Source organism: Virgibacillus ihumii (assembly GCF_902726655.1).
Classification (GTDB): Bacteria; Bacillota; Bacilli; order Bacillales; family Amphibacillaceae; genus Lentibacillus; species Lentibacillus ihumii.
In genome coordinates this window covers 2,913,294-2,933,159 of sequence record NZ_CACVAN010000001.1, presented here as the reverse complement: position 1 = coordinate 2,933,159, position 19,866 = coordinate 2,913,294, and the positions used below count along the sequence as shown (strand labels likewise).

The following is a 19,866-nucleotide window of genomic DNA, read 5'->3' as shown; positions in this document are numbered from 1 at the left end:
TATGAACTTTTTCTTTTTGGAGGCAATCATGCACCTGTTTTAAAAGGAATTTTTCATTGTTCACACTTACAAATACGATGGCAATACAGAACTGCCCATTAAATAGCGGTCAACTTTATGAGCCACTTCACGGCCTTCATTTATTGCCCAGACAATTAAACTTTGTCCGCGTCTAGCATCGCCAGCCGCAAAAACATTTTCTGCATTTGTCGCAAAATCACCATATTTTGCTGCAACTTTATTGTTGTCTGTTTGAATTCCGTACTGCTTCAACAATTCTGATTCAGGTCCTTCAAACCCTATTGCAATAAATACAAGTTGAGCTGGCCAAACCTTTTCAGTCCCAGGTATTTCTTTCACTACAAACCTGTCATTTTCATCTTTTATTTTTTCCATCTGAACGGTATGGAGCTCCATTAAATTTCCATCTTCATCTGAAACAAATCGTTTCGTTTGGATGGAATATTGCCTTGGGTCCTCTCCAAAATTAGCTGTTGCTTCACTATGCGCATAGTCAACTGTGAAGACATTCGGATACTCCGGCCACATATTGCTTTCTGTTCTGGCCATTGGCAGCTTTGGATGTTTGCCAAATTGTACAACGCTATTGCAATTATGGCGAAGCGCTGTCGCGATACAGTCAGCACCAGTATCTCCTCCGCCAATGACAATGACATCTTTATCTTTTGCATCAATGAATTTATTTTCTTCCATACTGTTCCCCAGTATTTTTTTCGTGGAAGCTGTCAGATAATCCATTGCAAAATGAACTCCATTTGTATCTCTTCCTTCGATTATCAAATTCCGCTGTTTTTGCGCCCCCGTACAAAGAATGACCGCATCGTGCTTTTCCTTTAATGTTTCCATCGAAATATCCAACCCTACTTCGGTGTTGGTTACAAAATCAATGCCTTCCTGTTCGAGCAATCGAACCCTTCTTTCAACGACATCTTTTTCAAGTTTCATGTTAGGAATGCCGTACATTAATAAACCTCCGGCACGATCATCACGCTCATAGACTGTTACAATATGTCCTGCTTGATTAAGCTGGTCAGCACTGGCTAATCCAGCCGGTCCGGACCCTATAATCGCTACAGATTTTCCTGTTCGTTCAACCGGAACCCGCGGTGTAATCCAGCCGTTTTCAAATCCTTTATCAATAATCGTCTGCTCAATGCTTTTAATGGCAATTGCCGGATCAGTAATGGCAAGTGTACACGATCCTTCGCATGGCGCTGGACAAACCCTGCCCGTGAATTCCGGAAAATTGTTCGTTTTTAATAATCGTTCCAAAGCTTCTTTCCATCGTCCACGATAAACAAGGTCATTCCATTCCGGAATCAGATTATATATTGGACAGCCGGTTGCCGCACCATTGATTTCTTCTCCTATTTGACAAAAAGGCGTTCCACAGTCCATACAACGTGCACCCTGTCTGCTTAATGCTTCATCAGAGAAAGGGGCAGCATATTCCTGCCAGTCGTTTACCCGGGTGAGAGTATCACGCTCTTTGGCCTCTTCACGCTTGTAATCCATAAAACCGGTTGTTTTCCCCATCATTCTCACTCCATTCTTTACGAGTATAGTTATGACCATTCCATAACTATGGAATTCGGACTCAGCCGGATAGCCAAGTCCAGTGTCAATTCAAGTTTGTTCCTATAATGAAACCAGTGGAGATTTTTTTGGAATGATATTCTTGTTCCGCTTTTTGTCATCGAACGCATTCATGGCAGCCTCTTTATTTGTATAACCTTCATTCTTGAACACCTGAATTCGATTAAGCATTTGCTTGTAATCCCTTGGAATAACTTTCACAATATGCTTCACATTCTTATTCCAATTATGAAGGACAAAATTTGCTTTCTGACTTTCGGTATACTGATAATGACGTTGTATCAGCTGTTTTACTTCTTTCCTCTCTTTTACATCTGACATAGCTTCAAACTCCACCATCTCTTTATTGCACAACTGTTTAAATTGATGAGTATCTTCAGCAAGAACATAGGCAATACCACCTGACATTCCAGCTGCGAAGTTTTTGCCAACTTCACCCAGAATAATGACACGACCTCCAGTCATATATTCGCAGCCATGGTCACCGATTCCTTCAACAACAACATCTGCGCCACTATTCCGCACAGCAAACCGTTCACCGGCATAGCCATTTATATATGCTTCACCACTGGAAGCGCCGTATAACGCAACATTACCGATAATTACATTGTTGGGTTCATTAGCTTCCGCTTCCTGCGGTGAAGAGACAATGACCTTTCCGCCTGACAGACCTTTTCCGACATAGTCATTGGCATCACCGGTTAACCGCAGAGACATGCCCCTGGGAATGTAAGCACCAAAGCTCTGTCCGGCAGACCCGGTAAATCGCAATGTGATGGAATCTTCCGGCAGACCGATTTCCCCGTAGCGCTTGGAAATCTCACTGCCTGTAATCGTTCCTACTGCACGATTAATATTTTTGATCGGATAAGCCAAATCCACAGGCTGCTTAAGGACCAAGGCAGGTTTGACAGCTGGCAGAATTTCACGTAAGTCAAGTGACTCTTCAAGATGATGATTCTGTTTGGTTTGACACGTTCTTGCACCATCCACCTTGTAAAGCAATGTCGATAAATCCAAGTCTTTTGCCTTCCAATGCGCTTTCGCCCGGTCGCTTACAGCCAAAACCTCCGTCCGCCCGACCATTTCATCAAATGTTCTGAACCCTAATCCTGCCATGATTTCTCTGACTTCTTCAGCAATATAAAACATAAAATTCACGACATGATCCGAGGCACCCATAAACTTCTTACGCAATTCCGGATCCTGGGTTGCAATACCTACCGGGCATGTATTCAAGTGACATGCCCGCATCATGACACACCCCAGAACAACAAGCGGTGCGGTGGCAAATCCAAATTCCTCGGCGCCAAGCAGTGCAGCCATGACCACATCTTTTCCAGTCATTAACTTACCATCCGCTTCCAGTACAACACGGTCCCGTAAACCATTTAACATGAGCGCCTGATGTGTTTCAGCAAGGCCCAATTCCCAAGGCAGTCCCGTATGTTTGATGCTTGTTTTCGGAGAAGCTCCTGTTCCCCCGTCATACCCACTGATGGTAATCACATCTGCAGAACCTTTTGCAACACCAGATGCAATTGTTCCAATCCCGGCCTTGGCAACAAGTTTGACACTTACACTCGCATGCCGGTTTGCATTCTTCAAATCATGAATCAATTGTGCCAAATCTTCAATAGAATAAATATCATGGTGCGGCGGGGGTGATATCAGTCCTACACCAGGAATTGATCCACGTACATCGGCGATCCATGGATACACTTTATTCCCCGGCAGTTGGCCTCCCTCACCTGGTTTTGCACCTTGGGCCATCTTAATTTGCAGTTCATCGGCATTGACTAGATAATGGCTTTTCACCCCGAAACGTCCGGATGCAATTTGTTTGATGGCGCTTCGCTTCGAATCTCCATTTTCATCCATAGTGAACCGTTCGGGATTTTCTCCGCCTTCACCACTGTTACTTTTTCCGCCAATCCGGTTCATGGCAATCGCCAAGGACTCATGTGCTTCTTCACTCAATGAACCAAAAGACATTGCCCCGGTCTTAAATCGCTTCACAATCGTTTGAGCAGACTCTACTTCGTCAATTGGTATCGATGGATTTGCTTGCTTAAAGGTAAATAAATTCCGCAAAAACGTCAGTCGCTCTTCATTTGCTGCTTTGGAATATTGTTTAAACAGATTGTAATCACCTCTGCGGCACGCCCACTGCAACGTATGGATTGTTTTTGGGTTAAATGCATGATGTTCACCTGTTTTCCGCCATTGAAAATCACTGCCTGATTCCAATGTTTGATCAGGTTCATCAGCATAAGCACGACTGTGACGCAATATCGCTTCTTCCGCAATCGTATCTAACTCAATCCCGTCAAGCTGTGAAGCTGTTCCGGTAAAATAACGATCGATAACCGTTTTACTAATGCCAATTGCTTCAAATATTTGTGCTCCGCGATAACTTTGAATGGTTGATATCCCCATTTTGGACATTACCTTTACAACGCCTTCCGTAATCGCCTGGATATAATGATTTACCGCAACTTCATACCTCTCCGTTACATAATTGTCTCTGATTACCTGATGCAATGTTGCAAATGCAAGATATGGATTTACTGCATCTGCTCCATAGCCGATTAACGAAGCAAAATGATGGACCTCCCTTGCCTCGCCGGTTTCAGCAATGATGCTTACTTTCGTTCGCGTTCCCTGACGAATTAAATGCTGATGCAGTGCACTTATGGCAAGCAGTGACGGAATTGCCGCAGCCTTTTCATCCATTTTACGATCTGACAGAATAAGAAGCTGATTATTATTCGCTATGGCTTCATCAGCTTCCTTACAAACCTCTTCCAGCCTGTTTTCCAGATTATCTGCAAATAATGTGTTTATGGTATGACTGGAAAAATCCGGATAACTATCTTTCTTAATGAGTTGTAATTGGTGGTCAGACAATACTGGAGTACTCAGTTGAAGCCGGTGACAATTCATTTTTCCCGGATGGAGCAGATTTCCTTCAGGCCCTAACAAAGTTGTGGTGGAAGTAACGAGTTGCTCACGATACGCATCGATTGGAGGATTTGTTACTTGCGCAAATAACTGTTTGAAATAGGAGAATAACGATTGTGGCTGATCAGACAATACCGCTAAAGGCACATCATTACCCATTGCACCAATTGGATCCTTTTCATCCGTTACTAAAGGGATCAAATATTTATGGATATCTTCATACGTATAGCCAAAAGCTTTTTGCTTTTTCAACAAACCACTGAATGGCTTTTCTCCATTAAGTTCCACCCGGTTTTCCAATTTCACCAGCTCTTCATCCAACCAGTGGTGATAAGGTCCTGCTCCTGCCATTTCCGTTTTAATTTCCTCATCTGAAATAATCCTGCCTTCGCCTAAATCCAGCAATAACATTTTCCCAGGGCTTAACCGGTCTTTATACAGGACATTGCTTTCTTCTACATCAATGACGCCAACCTCTGAAGAAAAAATTAGATAATCGTCTTTTGTCACATAATACCGGGCGGGCCGCAATCCGTTTCTATCCAGAATCGCACCAATTTGACTGCCATCCGTAAATGAGATTGTCGTTGGTCCGTCCCATGGTTCCATTAACGTACTATGATATTCGTAAAAGGCTCTCTTTTCTTTTGACATATGCGGATTGTTTGCCCAAGGCTCGGGAATCATCATCATCGCGGCATGCGCTGGTTTTCTGCCAGCCAACACTAAAAATTCCAAAGCATTATCTAAAATGGATGAATCGCTCCCATCCTCATCCAGAATCGGATGCACTTTACCCAGATCATCACCGAAAGCTTCCGAAATCAACTGTTTTTCACGAGCCTTCATCCAGTTAATATTCCCTCTTAACGTATTAATTTCCCCGTTATGCATTAAATACCGGTTCGGATGCGCCCGTTCCCAGCTAGGAAATGTATTGGTACTGAAGCGTGAATGGACTAGCGAAAAAGCCGAAACAAAATCTTCATCCTGCAAATCTGTATAGAAGCCATCTAACTGCTCTGGTGTTAACAGTCCTTTATAGACAATAGTTTGACTTGAGAGGCTGGTAAAATAAAACCGCTCCTCCCTTTCGGATGCAAGCTTTTCCGATTGCTTGCGAATAACATATAACTTCCGCTCAAAATCAATATTATTTTCGATAGCAGCATCCGCACCAATAAATACCTGGCGGATAACCGGGCAGCTGGCTTTCGCTTTCTGACCAATGCTTTCACTATTTACGGGCACCGTTCTCCAGCCAAGCACTGTCTGCCCTTCCTGTTCGATAAATTTATTTATTTGAGTTTCCGCCTTTTTCCGGTTCTCATCTCCATTTGAGAAAAAAATCATCCCTGCTCCATACCGCCCCTTTTTTGGCAGGTTCATATCAGAACAAACTTTTTGAAAAAAACCATCCGGAATTTGCACCATTAATCCAGCCCCATCTCCTGTCGCCGGATCACTTCCATGACCTCCACGGTGATCCAATTGACAAAGCATGTGCAGACCTTTTTTAACAATATCATGGGTTGGAACTCCATTTATGTGAGCATATAAGCCAATCCCACAATTATCGTGTTCAAATTCAGGACGATAAAGACCTTGAGCTTCAGGTATCTGATTATAACGCATCATGTTACCCCCGTTTCCATACATTCCGAATTGAATGTCTTATTTAAATTATAAGGTTCTCAAACTGTTCTAAACAATATATAATTTAGATAAGATTGATCTACTTTTGAGATAAATGGAAATGAGTGACTAAAATGGAACTGCGTCAATTACGTTATTTTATGGAAGTAGCCAAGCGTGAACACGTGTCAGAAGCAGCGCTGCACTTGCATGTTGCCCAATCAGCGGTCAGCAGACAGATTGCTAATTTGGAAGATGAACTGGAGGTATCCTTATTTGAGCGTGAGGGCAGAAATGTTAAATTAACACAAATAGGCAAGATATTTTTAACACATACCGAAATCGCCATGAAAGCCATTAATAATGCCAGGCAGCAGATCGATGAATACTTGGATCCGGAACGAGGGACAATTAAAATCGGATTCCCGACAAGTTTGGCAAATCATTTACTGCCGAGCATTATTTCTTCTTTTAAGTCAGAATATCCAAATATTGCTTTTCAACTAAGACAAGGATCCTATAGATTTTTAACAGAATCCGTTAAGAATGGTGATATTGATGTTGCTTTTCTTGGACCTGTCCCTAAAAAAGACCCGGATATCGAAAGTCATATCTTATTTACCGAGAACATCTTGGCACTTTTACCATTATCCCATCCATTGGCGGAGCAAAACAGTCTCCATCTAAGTGATCTGAAAAAAGATGAATTTGTCAGTTTTCCCAAAGGATTTATCCTGGAAAAAATACTGGTGGACGCCTGTAAACAGGGGGGATTTTCACCAAACATCTCTTCAGAGGGGGAGGATTTAGACGCTATCAAAGGGCTGGTAGCAGCCGGTATCGGTGTAACCCTTCTACCTGAAAGTACATTTCACGAATCGACACCGAACATGACCGTTAAAATTCCCATCGATATACCGGAAGTTAGGAGGACGGTAGGCATTATAAAGCAAAGAGAAAAGCGTTTGGCACCTTCCGAAAAGGTCTTTTACACATTCGCAAAACAGTTTTTTGCGAGGTTGCAGCAATTTCAATAAAGCAGAACTTTTACGCAGGGAGTTCCTTTCCAGGACATTATGAATATAAAGGAGGACAGCCCGATTTGTGGCTGTCCTCCTTTATATAGAATGTAAGAGCCTTATATTTTAATCGCTCCATCAGGATGAAGTGCAAGATCAAGCGGCTTGATTCCTGCTCTCTTCCAGGCATCTTGTAATTGTTTTGCCTGTTCTTCAGATGGCAGAAAAGCAATTCCACAGTCGCCGCCGCCCGCTCCGGAAGGTTTTCCGGCACCTCCGTGCTGTTCCGCTAAATTGCACAAGGTGGTCAATGCCTGTGTTTCAATATCCACGCCGGCATTTCTGCCTACCTCCGCAAGCGCCCGCCGGTTTAATCTGACCCCTTCAATCACCTTTGCAGGTTCACCCTTTGTGACCCCATCGAGAAAGCTTCCAACTGCCGCACTGCTGTCAGAAAGAAATTGTTCGTACTGTGATGGATTCGAATCTTTTAATGTCCTGATTTTTCGAATAAGCGAAGAAGTTGATGCAGGCGAACCGGTCCAGCCGATGCAGACATGTATATTATCCGGCAGTATGATGGGTTCAACTGTAAAATACGGCCAGTCCGATACAGCAAGTTCCGTTATCGAACCAGAATTGTTATAAGCACGTTGCAGCCAGTCAGCCTGAAACGACGAATATTGCAATAAACCGCCATAAGAAGAAGCAGCAACATCAGCACCAGAGCCATTTCCTTGGGTAATCACATGGGAAATGGAAGCAAGCTTAAAAATCAGCTGTTCAGATGGTTCATTTGGCAAAAACCGCTTTAAAATCGCTGAAACTACAGCAGTAGAGACAGCCGCGCTTGAACCAAGGCCATATTTGCGACCGCCGGTATCATCCAGTTCACTGCGAACTGACAAATGACACGGCTCCGGCGGAATATTATTTTCCTGCAGATATGTATATACTACCGTCATTGTATTTTCCACAAATCGTATCCGGTCATCACCCGTTTTGACTGAAATTTTGTCCCCAGTCCACTCCCATTTAACATCTGTTAGGCCATAATTAAGCAAAGAAAGACGGTTTTCACCGCTTTGCTCCAATGCAGCATAAACAAAACGGTTAACCGCCATAACCACCAGTTTTTGATAATTTTCAAGAACAGCAAACTCTCCGGCAACCATTAATTTTCCAGGTGTTTTTACAGTTATCGATGTAGTCAAAACATTTCAACCCCTACAAATAGGATATGCCCTGGCCGGCTTTACTGACAATAACATCATTTACACCGGGGACTTCACGGAGAGACTGCTCCAATGTTTCTTCATCCTCCGGCAAATAAAGAACCTTCACGTTCGGCCCAGCATCAATTGTAAAATATGCCGGAATGCCCGATTCTCTTAATTCCTGTACTGCATGCATTACTGCCATTGTAGTATCATGCCAGTACGAAAAAGGCGGATTTGCAGCAAGTGTTGTCGCATGCATCTTCAGACAGTTCATTTCGGCAATAGATCCGACTTTTTCAAAATCCTTGTTTTGTATCCCTGCTTTAATCTGTTTCAAATCACTCGGAATGCTGTCCACCCAACTTGAATAAAACGGTGATGTCTCGACTGTCCGCTTCATTCCTTCCCTGCTGAGGACTTTTTTCGCATTCGATGACAGAACAACCGCCGCCACCCGGATGTCCCAATGATCTGCTGGTGCTACCGGCACAGCATACGAATCAGAACCATCTGCTTGTGTACCTTTTTCCCATTCAACAAATCCACCGTAAATGGAGCGGCATGCAGAACCGGATCCTTGCCTGGTTAATGCGGAGAGGGCCTTATCATCGATGTCGAGGTTCAACGCTCTTGCAGAAGCCGCTGCAAGGGCGGCAAATCCTGATGCAGAAGAAGCAAATCCGGCAGCCGTCGGCACATGATTGGTCGAGTGAACCTCTGCGAACAGATTATCCTTTCCCGCAGAGTTCCGGATAAGACTTAAAAAACTGGAAACACGATCATATTGTTTATCGACTACGGCTTTATCATTTAAATAAAAACGATCTTCAGTCAGCTCATTATGGAATTCAACAGAAGTAGTCGTATAAAATCCGTCCAATGTTAAAGAAAGGCTGTTATTCATAGGGAGAATCAGTGATTCATCCCGTTTCCCCCAATATTTTACCAGGGCGATATTCGTGTGTGCCTTAGCTGTTGCTTTCATGCGTATCCCCTCATTAGAAAACTTGGTTGTCACAAACCTTTAGGTGACAACCTTAGTTGAACTTATGCAGCAAGAAAGTTTTAATTTTCTTGACTGCTAAAACACATCTTTTTAGTTATTACGTAAAACAAATGGCCATACCGCATGTGCTCCGAATTTTCTTAGCTTCTCAGCCAATTGTCTGGAATGCACTTCATTTCGGGCCAGTGCAATAATACAGCCGCCATTTCCCCCGCCAGTTAATTTCGCACCTAATGCGCCTTCCTGCCGTGCAAAATAAATCAATCGGTTTAGACCAGCATCACTCACGCCAAGCGCTTCCAGTTCACGCTGGGCTTCATTCAGCATCTGACCAAGCAGATGTTTGCTGGCGGTTTCCAGCGCATTTCTTGCCCGATGCGTTATTTCTCCAATACGGTCCAACTTGTGTTGAATTCGCTTAGGAGCGGATCTCAGCAAGGTAGCGACTGATTCAACGGCTGAACGTGTGTCACCTACACGACCTGAATCGGCAACAATAAAATGGAAATCACCTTCCGGATTAATAAAATTAATCGGCTCATCTTTTTCATACCAAACCGGTGACCCTGAAGTAATCGTTAAGGTATCAATACCGCTGGGAACACCATGTGCATACGTTTCAGATATATTGGATAGATTAAGCAAATCCTGCTCTGAATATTTTTCGCCAAAAAACGCAAAAAGAGATTTGATTACTGCAATTGCAACAGAAGCACTCGAACCAAGCCCTTTTCCGGGTGGTATTGATGATTTAATCCGAATCATAAAATCCTCGCACGGGAGCTGCAAGTGCTTCATTGTCTCTTGAATACACGTTACAAGTCCTTCCAATGAATCGGGGGCGGATTCAATCGGACCCGTATAAAACGTACTGTTAATCTTAACCGATCCCGGTACATAATCAACAATTGACTCCACACCTACCAGCGGAAAAGGAATGGCGATTGCAGGCTGTCCGTGTACAACTGCGTGTTCGCCGATTAGAATCAATTTACTATGAGCTATTCCGATAGCTGTTTGTTCTGAAGTTGTTGCTTTTTCTGCACTCATTTTGTATATTCGTCCACCAATTCTTTAGCTTTTCCGACACGGATTTCTTTTTCATTCACCAATCGTTCAGCAATGATATCAATCATCTCCCCAGTAGCTCCTGCTGCGATTGCAACAGAACGAGAATGTAACGCCATATGACCTTTTTGAATTCCATCTGTTGCCAAGGCTTTTAACGCCCCGAGATTTTGGGCAAGTCCAACAGTTACAATAACCTGTGCGAGTTCACGGGCAGTCTCCACTCCCAAAATCTTCAATGAAACTTCAGCCATAGGATGTACGCGTATGGAACCACCTACCGTTCCGACTGACATCGGCAATTCCAGCTCACCAACAAGGTTTCCCTTATCATCTTTGGACCAAACTGTCATTGATCCATATTTTCCAAATCTAGCGGCATGAGCATGCGCCCCTGCTTCCACAGCACGCCAGTCATTCCCCGTTGCAATTACAATCGGGTCTATACCGTTCATTATACCTTTATTATGGGTAACAGCCCTATAGGGATCAGATGCTGCAAATTCATAGGCATGAATAACTCCATCCCGCACTGCTTCCCCCGAAAAATCATTCGTCGCCAGCAATTCAGGTGGTATGACACAACGTGCTTTGGCAAGACATCTATCCGGATAATTAGACAAAATCCGCAAATAAACCTTTCCACCCGTCAGTTTTTCAACTGTCGGCGCCAATGACTCGACCATTGTATTAATGATATTCGCTCCCATTGCATCACATGTGTTTATATAAACATGCAGGACAAGCATTTGTCCATACCGTGAATCGGAATTTTCATTTAAAACCCTGACTTCCAGATCCTCTGCTCCGCCGCCTCTGGCCATAAGACTTGGATATGAAGCATTGGCAGCATCAATTAATGCATCTTTTTCCTTTAGAATGGTTTCTTTTGCCGCTGCAAAATCGGAACAGCCAATTACCTGTATCTGGCCGATCATCACACGTTCACTGGATTCAGCAGTAAAACCCCCGGTTTCTCTGACAATTTTAGCAATGTGACTCGCAGAAGCAAGTATGGATGGCTCCTCCACTGCCATTGGTATAGTATATTCCTTATCATTAATCAAAAAATTCAAACCTAACCCCAATGGGAGCGGGAATGTCCCAATGACATTTTCTATCATTTTATCTGCAGTTTCGGCAGGCAGCGGCTCTTTTGAAAACAAAATTTCCATCTCATTTTCGGTAAAATCTTCCATTGTTGCGAGAAGCTCTCTGCGCTCTTCAACAGTCTTATTATAAAAGCCAGGAATTCGGGAAGTCTTCATACCATCTCATCCTTTAGATTATCATAAATTATATATGTTAATGAACTTATTTTTATAGTAATAAATTACTGTATCTATTATGTAAAAAAACAGCTAAAAATGCAAATAAACAAGGTTGTTGATAATCATAACGACCTTGTTTATCTGCTATTATAATATGTGTCATGTATTTCCGCCAGTTATTATGCTTGTATGGCACGGTCAGAATAGTGAGCCATGGAGGATTCGAACCTCCGACCCTCTGATTAAAAGTCAGATGCTCTGCCAGCTGAGCTAATGGCTCATGTTATGTAAAAGTCGTTCAGGATATCCGCAATTTTAAGTCGGTTATCCGCGTTTTTTATCGATGTATCCGCGATTTCAACCGTGATATCCGCGGATCATGAAAAAAGTGGCAATAAAAAAGGCTGGGCCACCAGGATTCGAACCTGGGATACACGGGATCAAAACCCGATGCCTTACCGCTTGGCTATGGCCCAACATGAACTAAGTATGGTGGAGGGGGAGAGATTCGAACTCCCGAACCCTGAGGGAGCGGATTTACAGTCCGCCGCGTTTAGCCACTTCGCTACCCCTCCCAATTTATTCTAGCCCGTATGGACAGTAATTATACAAAAAAATAAATGGTGCCGGCCAGAGGAATTGAACCCCCAACCTACTGATTACAAGTCAGTTGCTCTGCCAATTGAGCTAGACCGGCATTAAAAGAATGGTGGAGGATGCAGGGCTCGAACCTGCGACCCCCTGCTTGTAAGGCAGGTGCTCTCCCAGCTGAGCTAATCCTCCAATTATGGTGACCCGTACGGGATTCGAACCCGTGTTACCGCCGTGAAAGGGCGGTGTCTTAACCACTTGACCAACGGGCCCAGCAATGGTGTACGTATATATAATTGCATGTCTTGTCGGAAACCAACGAATTTTATTATATACAGATTTAATCTCTTTGTAAAGAGGTTTTTTTAATTCTCCAGAAGTTTTTCAAATCCTTGCGAGAGACCTCCAATAATCCTGCTGCTTCTTGTATAGAACATTCCCTTAATGAAATACTATTATTAGAAAACTTTGGTGCCACCAGGCCTTTGGGGGCGACCTTAATTGCATTTGTGCGGTTGAAAGTATATTACTTTCTTATCTGCCTTCGAAAAACAGGAAAAATCCCAGTCTTCAGCTGCAGAATAATAAAATTCATTTCAGGAAGGGGAGCATCATGAAGCGAGTAACATCGGAAGTGACCGCTGTATTTTGGATTACATTAGCAATTACACTGGCAATGGCTATTTGGGGTTCAGTTGCACCCGATCTTTTTGAAAAGATTTCAGGCTCCATCATGAGCTATATATCTGTTCATTTTGGTTGGTTTTATCTATTATCGGTAACGCTCTTTGTACTGATTTGTTTATATTTAATTTTTAGCCGTTACGGCAAAATAAGGCTAGGTAAACAAGGGGAAAAACCGGAATTCAGCTATCCTAGCTGGTTTGCCATGCTGTTCAGTGCCGGCATGGGCATAGGCCTTGTATTTTATGGCGTGGCATCACCAGTATCACATTATATGAAACATCCACCAATAGCCGATCCTGGTACTGTAGCAGCATTGGAGGATTCCCTGCGTATCACTTTTTTTCATTATGGGCTGCATGCATGGGCAATCTATGCGATTATTGCTTTGATCCTCGCCTATTTTACATTTCGAAAAGATAAACCAGCATTGGTCAGCATGACACTGGAACCTGTCTTTGGCGATAAAATGCATGGATTCATGGGAAAAATAATTGATGTAATAGCTGTATTTGCAACGATTGTCGGTGTAGCTACAACCTTGGGATTTGGCGCCACACAAATAAATGGTGGGTTCACTTACCTATTCGGAGTTGACAACGGATTTGTAGTCCAGTTAATAATTATATTAGTTGTTACCGTTTTGTTCATGCTATCCGCATATTCCGGACTCGGCAGAGGAATTAAATACTTAAGCAATACAAATATGGGACTTGCAACCATTTTGCTTATCGCAACACTTATACTTGGTCCAACCATGTATATTTTAAATTCCTTCACCGAAACCTTGGGCACCTACGTTAGGAGCATCCCTACCGAAAGTGTACGGATTGCTGCGAATAACCCTGAACAGCGTCAATGGGTTATGGATTGGACTGTGTTCTTCTGGGCATGGTGGATTGCCTGGTCTCCATTTGTAGGAATATTTATAGCGCGCGTATCCAGAGGGAGAACCATTCGTGAGTTTGTTTCAGGCGTCATGCTGGTTCCCAGTATTGTAAGCTTTATTTGGTTCGCGGTCTTTGGCATGACCGGTATTAATATGCAAAAAAACGGTACAGACCTTGCCGGATTGCCTGCGGAACAAATGTTATTCGGTATGTTTGATTACTTTCCAATGGGCACAGTGCTATCTATATTGGGTATTATGCTTATTGCAACTTTTTTTATTACCTCTGCTGATTCAGCCACATTCGTGCTGGGAATGCAAACGACAAACGGTTCTCTATCTCCATCAGCGGCTGTTAAATTTTCCTGGGGGATTGCCCAATCGGCAATTGCAGCAGTGCTTTTATACACCGGTGGACTGCAAGCATTGCAAAACGCCCTGATATCTGCCGCATTCCCGTTTTCAATTATCATGCTTATCATGGTTTATTCCTTTTTCAAATCACTTAAAAACGAAGGGAGATCAACAAAAGTTTAATTTAGCGGATGTATAGAAAAATCGTTTTGACAAGAATCCCTTCTGCAAATTTGTAAGAAGCGGATTCTTTTTATTCACGATGCAATTATAATTTGGGTTCCTCAACTCTTTCTTTCATCATATAATTAACATACGAATAAATATAATTGGGGAGGATTTTATGGTTGATTGGTTTGTCGGGTTGGACGGGCAGCCATTTATGACGTTTGGGGTAAGCCATATTATAATGCTGATTATTTATTTCTTAGGACTCATTCTATTTTTAACTGCACGCCACAAATTACGCAGAAATGCCAAACTGTACAATATAATCCGCTGGGGGCTGTTTGGAGTACTGGTTCTTTCAGAAATCACTTATCAGATTTGGGCTGCTGTCAACGAAATATGGAGTCTAAGCGAACATATTCCTTTGCATTTATGTGGGATAACGGGAATTACAGGGGCTATCGCTCTATTTAGTCACAATGAAAAATTAATTCATATTACATTTTTCTTCGGACTTGTCCCCGCATTTCTTGCAGTTGTAACACCTGAATTGCCATATGATATCCCACACTTCAGGTACTGGAAGTTTTTCATTCATCACATCGTTGTTTCCTGGGTCAGTTTATTTTTAGTGGTTGCAAATTCCACTAAAATAACGTTCAAATCAATGCTGGAAAGCTACGGATATATACTGCTGTATGCTGCTCTGATAGGATTTGTCGTAAACCCTGTGCTTGGATCAAATTATCTTTATTTATCACATACACCAACAGCTAGTACACCGCTCGACTTACTTGGCAGCGGATTTATATACTATTTTAATCTTTGCTTATTAGCATTAAGCGTATTTTTCGTCCAATATATAGCGTACAATTTCTCTTTAGGACTAAACAAACACCCAGGTAGTTTTGGGTGTTTGTCCCGTTATGAGTACATAAATGCAACCACCCATACGATAACAATAACTGGTAACGATACATAAAGAGACTGCCATAAAGCCATCTTTTGTTTTTTTATTAAGAAATATGCAACAAACAATTCCGCTACAGTGACAATTATGGCGAGGATAAACAGTAAGTTCATTAAAAATGCCACCTCCCTTAATTAATTTTACACATCTTCATGATTTTAGGAAATAATCTGTGCACATCTTTATGTTATTCCCTCTTAATCTTTATAAAAATATGATGAAATTTTCTAACAAAAAGGTTTACAAAGTAGGAGAAAAGTATTATTATATATTTAAATCGTTCTATATAGAAAACAAAATTAAAATAAAATACACTATATAGAACAAACGAAAGATAATTACAGGAGTGATTTAATGAAGACCCTAACGGACGTTTCAGAAGAAAAACAATCACTGCCAAACAGATTAGATTACAATCAATTACTAACGGATAACATATCAAATGCTTCCAATATCGGAAAAATTTATATGAAACCAAGAATTGCCGTTTTTATTCCGGCACATAACGAAGAAAAATCCATCCGTGATTGTTTAGGGGGGCTGCAGGATCAGAATTTACCCAAGGATATTGACCTTGATGTCTATGTAATTGTCGACAATTGTTCCGATCGAACTGAGGAAAAAGCAAGGCAAGCGGGTAAAGATTTTAATCTGAATCTTGAGGTTATCACTACAGAAAACAACAGCCAACGCAAAGTAGGTGCGTTAAACGCTGGCTGGAAGAGGATTTATGGTGATAATATGGATATCTATTTTAAACGATTGACTTCATATCAGGAAATTTATAAGCAATCGGTTAAAGCCATACTCGGCATGGATGCCGATAGCCGCTTGGCACCTGATGCATTAACTCATATGTGGGAGGGACTGATGAGTGCGAGAAACATAGGCGGCGTAATGGCTAAATACACAATGAGAATGCCAAAAAAGAAGAACTTAATTTCCAAAGATAATGTTCATTATGAGGAAATGATTGAAAGCGGCCAATATGGTGGACCAATCACACGCTGGTGGACACATCAGCAAAAGCAGGATATGGCAAGCTGGCTATTGGATTTGCAATATCACGGTGGAAGCACTTATGTTCTTGGCGGGCAAGCGACCCTGTTCCGTCCAGAGGCACTGCAGAATATTGTCGATGAAAATAAACTAGATGGACCATGGCAGAATGGTAGTGACGTGGAAGATATGCTGCTGACCTGGCAGCTGCAAAAATCAAAGTGGAAAACGCTTATCAGTCCAACTGCCCGTTGTTTTGTTGATGCAATGAGGTCCTATCATACTTTCAGACAGCAACGGAATAAATGGAATTCCGGCACTGTTGATTTACTGACAAACAATGACATCGAAGTTAAATCGAAACACAAGGGTAAGTTATGGCGTTCTCAGATGAAAATCATGATTGATTTTTCCGTACGCCTTCTATTCGTTTTATTGATGGCGGTTGCTTTTGCCACTGACCAGTTCCATTGGTCCTGGATTTGGATTACACCGATTGTTTTGGCATCTGTACTTAACATGATCCTTGCTGCAAAAACTCCGATGCATCGACCACTTGATGTTTTACTGGCAGGTTTACTGATCAGTCCTGAAATTTATTTATGGGTCAAATTAATTACATTCACACAAGTTTGGCTGGGGAAATTATCCGCCCATAAAAAAGATGGCTGGGCCAACCAATATAAGGCTGAAAGTGGAAAAACAAGCAGCAAACTTATACAAGGATTATTAATAAGCATCATTTTTGTTATGATCGTCACTTTCCTGTGTTTTCAATTCAGAGATTATTTAACAAGCTCTGCAGTTCAAACGGCTATCCATCCCTATTTAATGATAGGTTGGATCTCATTAACATATTTAACGATATTTTCATCGTTGGCAATGTTATACCAGATTTGGACGTTGAGAGGCCGGCATTCCGCTTAAAATAATAAGGAGGTAATAATTAATGAAGAAAGTAAGGAAAGCAATCATACCAGCAGCTGGTCTGGGAACCAGGTTCTTGCCAGCAACAAAAGCAATGCCGAAAGAAATGTTACCAATTGTAGATAAGCCAACAATTCAGTATATCGTCGAAGAGGCGGTTGAAGCTGGAATTGAAGATATTATTATTGTGACCGGAAAGGGTAAACGTGCCATTGAGGATCACTTCGATCATGCATTTGAATTGGAAGAAAATCTTATCCGAAAAGAAAAGTTTGAATTGCTTCAAAAGGTTCGTGAATCAGCCAAAGTTGATATTCATTATATTCGTCAAAAACAGCCCAAGGGACTTGGTCACGCTGTTTTATGTGCCAGGAAGTTTATTGGAGATGAACCGTTTGCTGTTCTGCTGGGAGATGATATTATGCAGGCAGATACACCCTGTATCAAACAAATTATCAATCAGTATGAAAAAACGGGTGCCTCTGTCCTCGGCGTTCAGGAAGTTCCCAAAAACGAAACTCATCGGTATGGAATTATCGATCCAACTAAACAAGAAGGTCGTTTATATGATGTAAACTGTTTTGTTGAGAAGCCACGTGATAATCCACCATCAAATTTGGCCATCATGGGCCGCTATGTATTAACACCTGATATATTCCGGTTTTTGGAAACAAAAGAAATCGGTGCTGACGGAGAAATCCAGCTAACGGATGCCATCCAACGACTAAATGAACGTCAAGGCGTATATGCGTATAATTTTGATGGCAAGCGATATGATGTCGGTGAAAAAATTGGTTTTATATTAACCACTATGGAAGTCGCATTAAACAATCCGGCTATCAGGCAAGATGTTATGAATGGTATTGAAGACATATTAAAGAAGGAGAAAACCATTCTTGATAGGAATTTTCACTTAATGGAAAGTAAACCGTAACTCCGGGTTCAAATTGTTCACCCTGATTTCGTGTAATTATTTCGGAATCAGGGTTTTCATGTAATTGCTTTAAGAAACTGTAAACATCAAGGATTAGCAAAAAGCGATTAAACCCTGTTTAGATTTAATCGCCTCATTGACTGTCTTCTCCCCTCTTAGTTATTTAACCAGCTCTTTTCTTGTATGTTTTCCAGGATGGTGTTCGGGAAGAAGGTCGCCTTTTTCAAACAGATTATCCCTTAATGACGTTCCGTGATAATCATGTTTCACCAACCCTCTCTCCTGTAAAATAGGAATTACCAACTCAACAAAATCTTTAAATGTCCCAGGTGTGATAGCATACGCAATATTGAATCCGTCAACACCTGTTTCATCAACCCATTCTTCCAGCTGATCTGCAATTTGTTCGGGTGAACCTGCGATATATCCGCTCATGCCGCCAATTCCGACAAAATCTTTTATCTCTCCAACGGTCCATTGTTTATCCGGGTCTATGTTTGTAAAACTTTCCAGCGCAGAGCGGATTGAATCGTTTTCGATGTACTCAATAACCTGATCCTCTTCATATGCTGACAAATCAATTCCTGTCCATCCACCGAATAAAGCAGATGCACCTTCATGACTGATATATTTTTTGTAGTCTTCCAGTTTTTCCAGTGCGTCCGATTCCGTTTTTCCAACAATTGGTGTCAGCATGGTTAATATTTTTATCTCATCCTGGGACCTGTTCGTTTTGGCAATATCCTCACGCAAGCGTCTCACCGTCTCTTTGGCGGCATTTTTGGTAGGCGAACCAATAAAGACCAATTCCGCATGCTTTGAGGCAAAAGCTCTTCCCTTTGGTGATGCGCCAGCCTGATACAATACTGGGGTTCTTTGTTTGGACGGTTCAGATAAATGAGCACCGGGAACCTTATAGTATTTTCCTTCATGATGGATATCATGTACCTTGTCTGGATCAGTGTATACACCATTTTCTTTATCCAATTTTACTGCATCACTTTCCCAGCTTTCTTCCCAGAGTTTGTAACAAACATCGACATATTCCGCTGCAATATCATACCGTTCATCATGTTTAATCTGACCGGCCCTCCCCATATTGACCGCCGCACTCTTAAGATAAGACGTAACAATATTCCAGCCGACCCGTCCATTTGTCAGATGATCAAGCGTCGTCATCCGACGGGCAAATAAATATGGATGTTCATGCGTCACGGAAGAGGTTACCCCGAACCCGAGATGATTTGTAACCGCAGCCATTAACGGTACAATCAGCAGCGGATCATTCACCGGTGCCTGAGCTCCCTGCCGTACCGCTGCATCTCTTGATCCTTTATAAACATCATACGTGCCAAGCACATCTGCAATAAATACCGCATCAAATCTTCCGCGCTCCAACAGTTTAGCAAGTTCAATCCAATAACTGCTGTCCTTATAACGATGTGACTCATCTTCCGGGTGTGTCCAAAGACCCGGTGACTGATGTCCTGGAGTATTCATATCGAATGCATTTAAGTAAATTCGTTTATTTACCATTCTATCCAGCCCCT

12 protein-coding genes and 6 tRNA genes are annotated in these 19,866 nt (G+C 42.1%); 5 read left to right on the top strand and 13 right to left on the bottom strand.

All coding sequences use genetic code 11. The features are described from left to right. Positions 1-66: 66 nt before the first annotated feature. Positions 67-1,557, bottom strand: coding sequence for a glutamate synthase small subunit (gltD, locus tag HUX68_RS14325; protein ID WP_174615453.1), 1,491 nt, complete (start codon positions 1,555-1,557; stop codon positions 67-69). 102 nt (positions 1,558-1,659) lie between these two features. Continuing rightward, complete coding sequence (gene gltB, locus HUX68_RS14320) at positions 1,660-6,216, bottom strand: glutamate synthase large subunit (RefSeq protein ID WP_174615452.1); 4,557 nt, start codon at positions 6,214-6,216, stop codon at positions 1,660-1,662. A gap of 134 nt (positions 6,217-6,350) precedes the next feature. On the opposite strand from gltB, the gene gltC reads away from it, so the two are divergent. Next, positions 6,351-7,253 (top strand): glutamate biosynthesis transcriptional regulator GltC, encoded by a 903-nt coding sequence (gltC, locus tag HUX68_RS14315; protein WP_174615451.1) that lies wholly within the window; start codon positions 6,351-6,353, stop codon positions 7,251-7,253. 101 nt (positions 7,254-7,354) lie between these two features. On the opposite strand, the gene HUX68_RS14310 is transcribed toward gltC, so the two are convergent. The 10 genes from HUX68_RS14310 to HUX68_RS14265 form a co-directional block, all read right to left on the bottom strand. Then, a complete protein-coding gene (locus HUX68_RS14310) occupies positions 7,355-8,449 on the bottom strand; it encodes a phosphomevalonate kinase (RefSeq protein WP_246206686.1) in 1,095 nt (364 codons plus the stop codon). A 13-nt stretch (positions 8,450-8,462) separates the two neighbouring features. Next, a complete protein-coding gene (gene mvaD, locus HUX68_RS14305) occupies positions 8,463-9,440 on the bottom strand; it encodes a diphosphomevalonate decarboxylase (RefSeq protein ID WP_174615450.1) in 978 nt (325 codons plus the stop codon). A 111-nt stretch (positions 9,441-9,551) separates the two neighbouring features. After that, positions 9,552-10,511 carry a mevalonate kinase gene (gene mvk, locus HUX68_RS14300; protein WP_174615449.1) on the bottom strand — a complete coding sequence of 320 codons (960 nt, stop codon included), beginning with the start codon at positions 10,509-10,511 and terminating at the stop codon, positions 9,552-9,554. Beyond that, positions 10,508-11,797, bottom strand: coding sequence for a hydroxymethylglutaryl-CoA reductase, degradative (locus HUX68_RS14295; RefSeq protein ID WP_174615448.1), 1,290 nt, complete (start codon positions 11,795-11,797; stop codon positions 10,508-10,510). Before HUX68_RS14295 ends, mvk begins: the two co-directional genes overlap by 4 nt. A gap of 210 nt (positions 11,798-12,007) precedes the next feature. Then, positions 12,008-12,080: transfer RNA gene (locus tag HUX68_RS14290), tRNA-Lys, on the bottom strand. Between the two features lie 124 nt (positions 12,081-12,204). Then, positions 12,205-12,276, bottom strand: a tRNA-Gln gene (locus tag HUX68_RS14285). A 14-nt stretch (positions 12,277-12,290) separates the two neighbouring features. Then, positions 12,291-12,375 (bottom strand) — tRNA-Tyr (locus tag HUX68_RS14280). 46 nt (positions 12,376-12,421) lie between these two features. After that, positions 12,422-12,497: transfer RNA gene (locus HUX68_RS14275), tRNA-Thr, on the bottom strand. A 10-nt stretch (positions 12,498-12,507) separates the two neighbouring features. Continuing rightward, positions 12,508-12,583, bottom strand: a tRNA-Val gene (locus HUX68_RS14270). Positions 12,584-12,588: 5 nt separating this feature from the next. Further along, a tRNA-Glu gene (locus HUX68_RS14265) sits at positions 12,589-12,663 on the bottom strand. Between the two features lie 341 nt (positions 12,664-13,004). Between HUX68_RS14265 and HUX68_RS14260 the strand changes: the two genes are divergently transcribed. The 4 genes from HUX68_RS14260 to galU all read left to right on the top strand — a co-directional run bounded on the left by HUX68_RS14260 (position 13,005) and on the right by galU (position 18,316). Continuing rightward, positions 13,005-14,501 (top strand): glycine betaine uptake BCCT transporter, encoded by a 1,497-nt coding sequence (locus tag HUX68_RS14260; protein WP_174615447.1) that lies wholly within the window; start codon positions 13,005-13,007, stop codon positions 14,499-14,501. A 160-nt stretch (positions 14,502-14,661) separates the two neighbouring features. Then, positions 14,662-15,468: a YwaF family protein gene (locus tag HUX68_RS14255; protein ID WP_174615446.1), complete on the top strand. Its 807-nt coding sequence runs from the start codon at positions 14,662-14,664 to the stop codon at positions 15,466-15,468. A gap of 342 nt (positions 15,469-15,810) precedes the next feature. Continuing rightward, positions 15,811-17,382, top strand: a complete 1,572-nt coding sequence (locus HUX68_RS14250; protein WP_425509521.1) for a glycosyltransferase family 2 protein — start codon at positions 15,811-15,813, stop codon at positions 17,380-17,382. Between the two features lie 22 nt (positions 17,383-17,404). After that, a complete protein-coding gene (galU, locus tag HUX68_RS14245) occupies positions 17,405-18,316 on the top strand; it encodes a UTP--glucose-1-phosphate uridylyltransferase GalU (protein WP_174615445.1) in 912 nt (303 codons plus the stop codon). A gap of 159 nt (positions 18,317-18,475) precedes the next feature. Here galU and HUX68_RS14240 read toward each other — a convergent pair whose 3' ends face one another. Further along, a complete protein-coding gene (locus HUX68_RS14240) occupies positions 18,476-19,852 on the bottom strand; it encodes an LLM class flavin-dependent oxidoreductase (protein WP_174615444.1) in 1,377 nt (458 codons plus the stop codon). Positions 19,853-19,866: the final 14 nt, after the last annotated feature.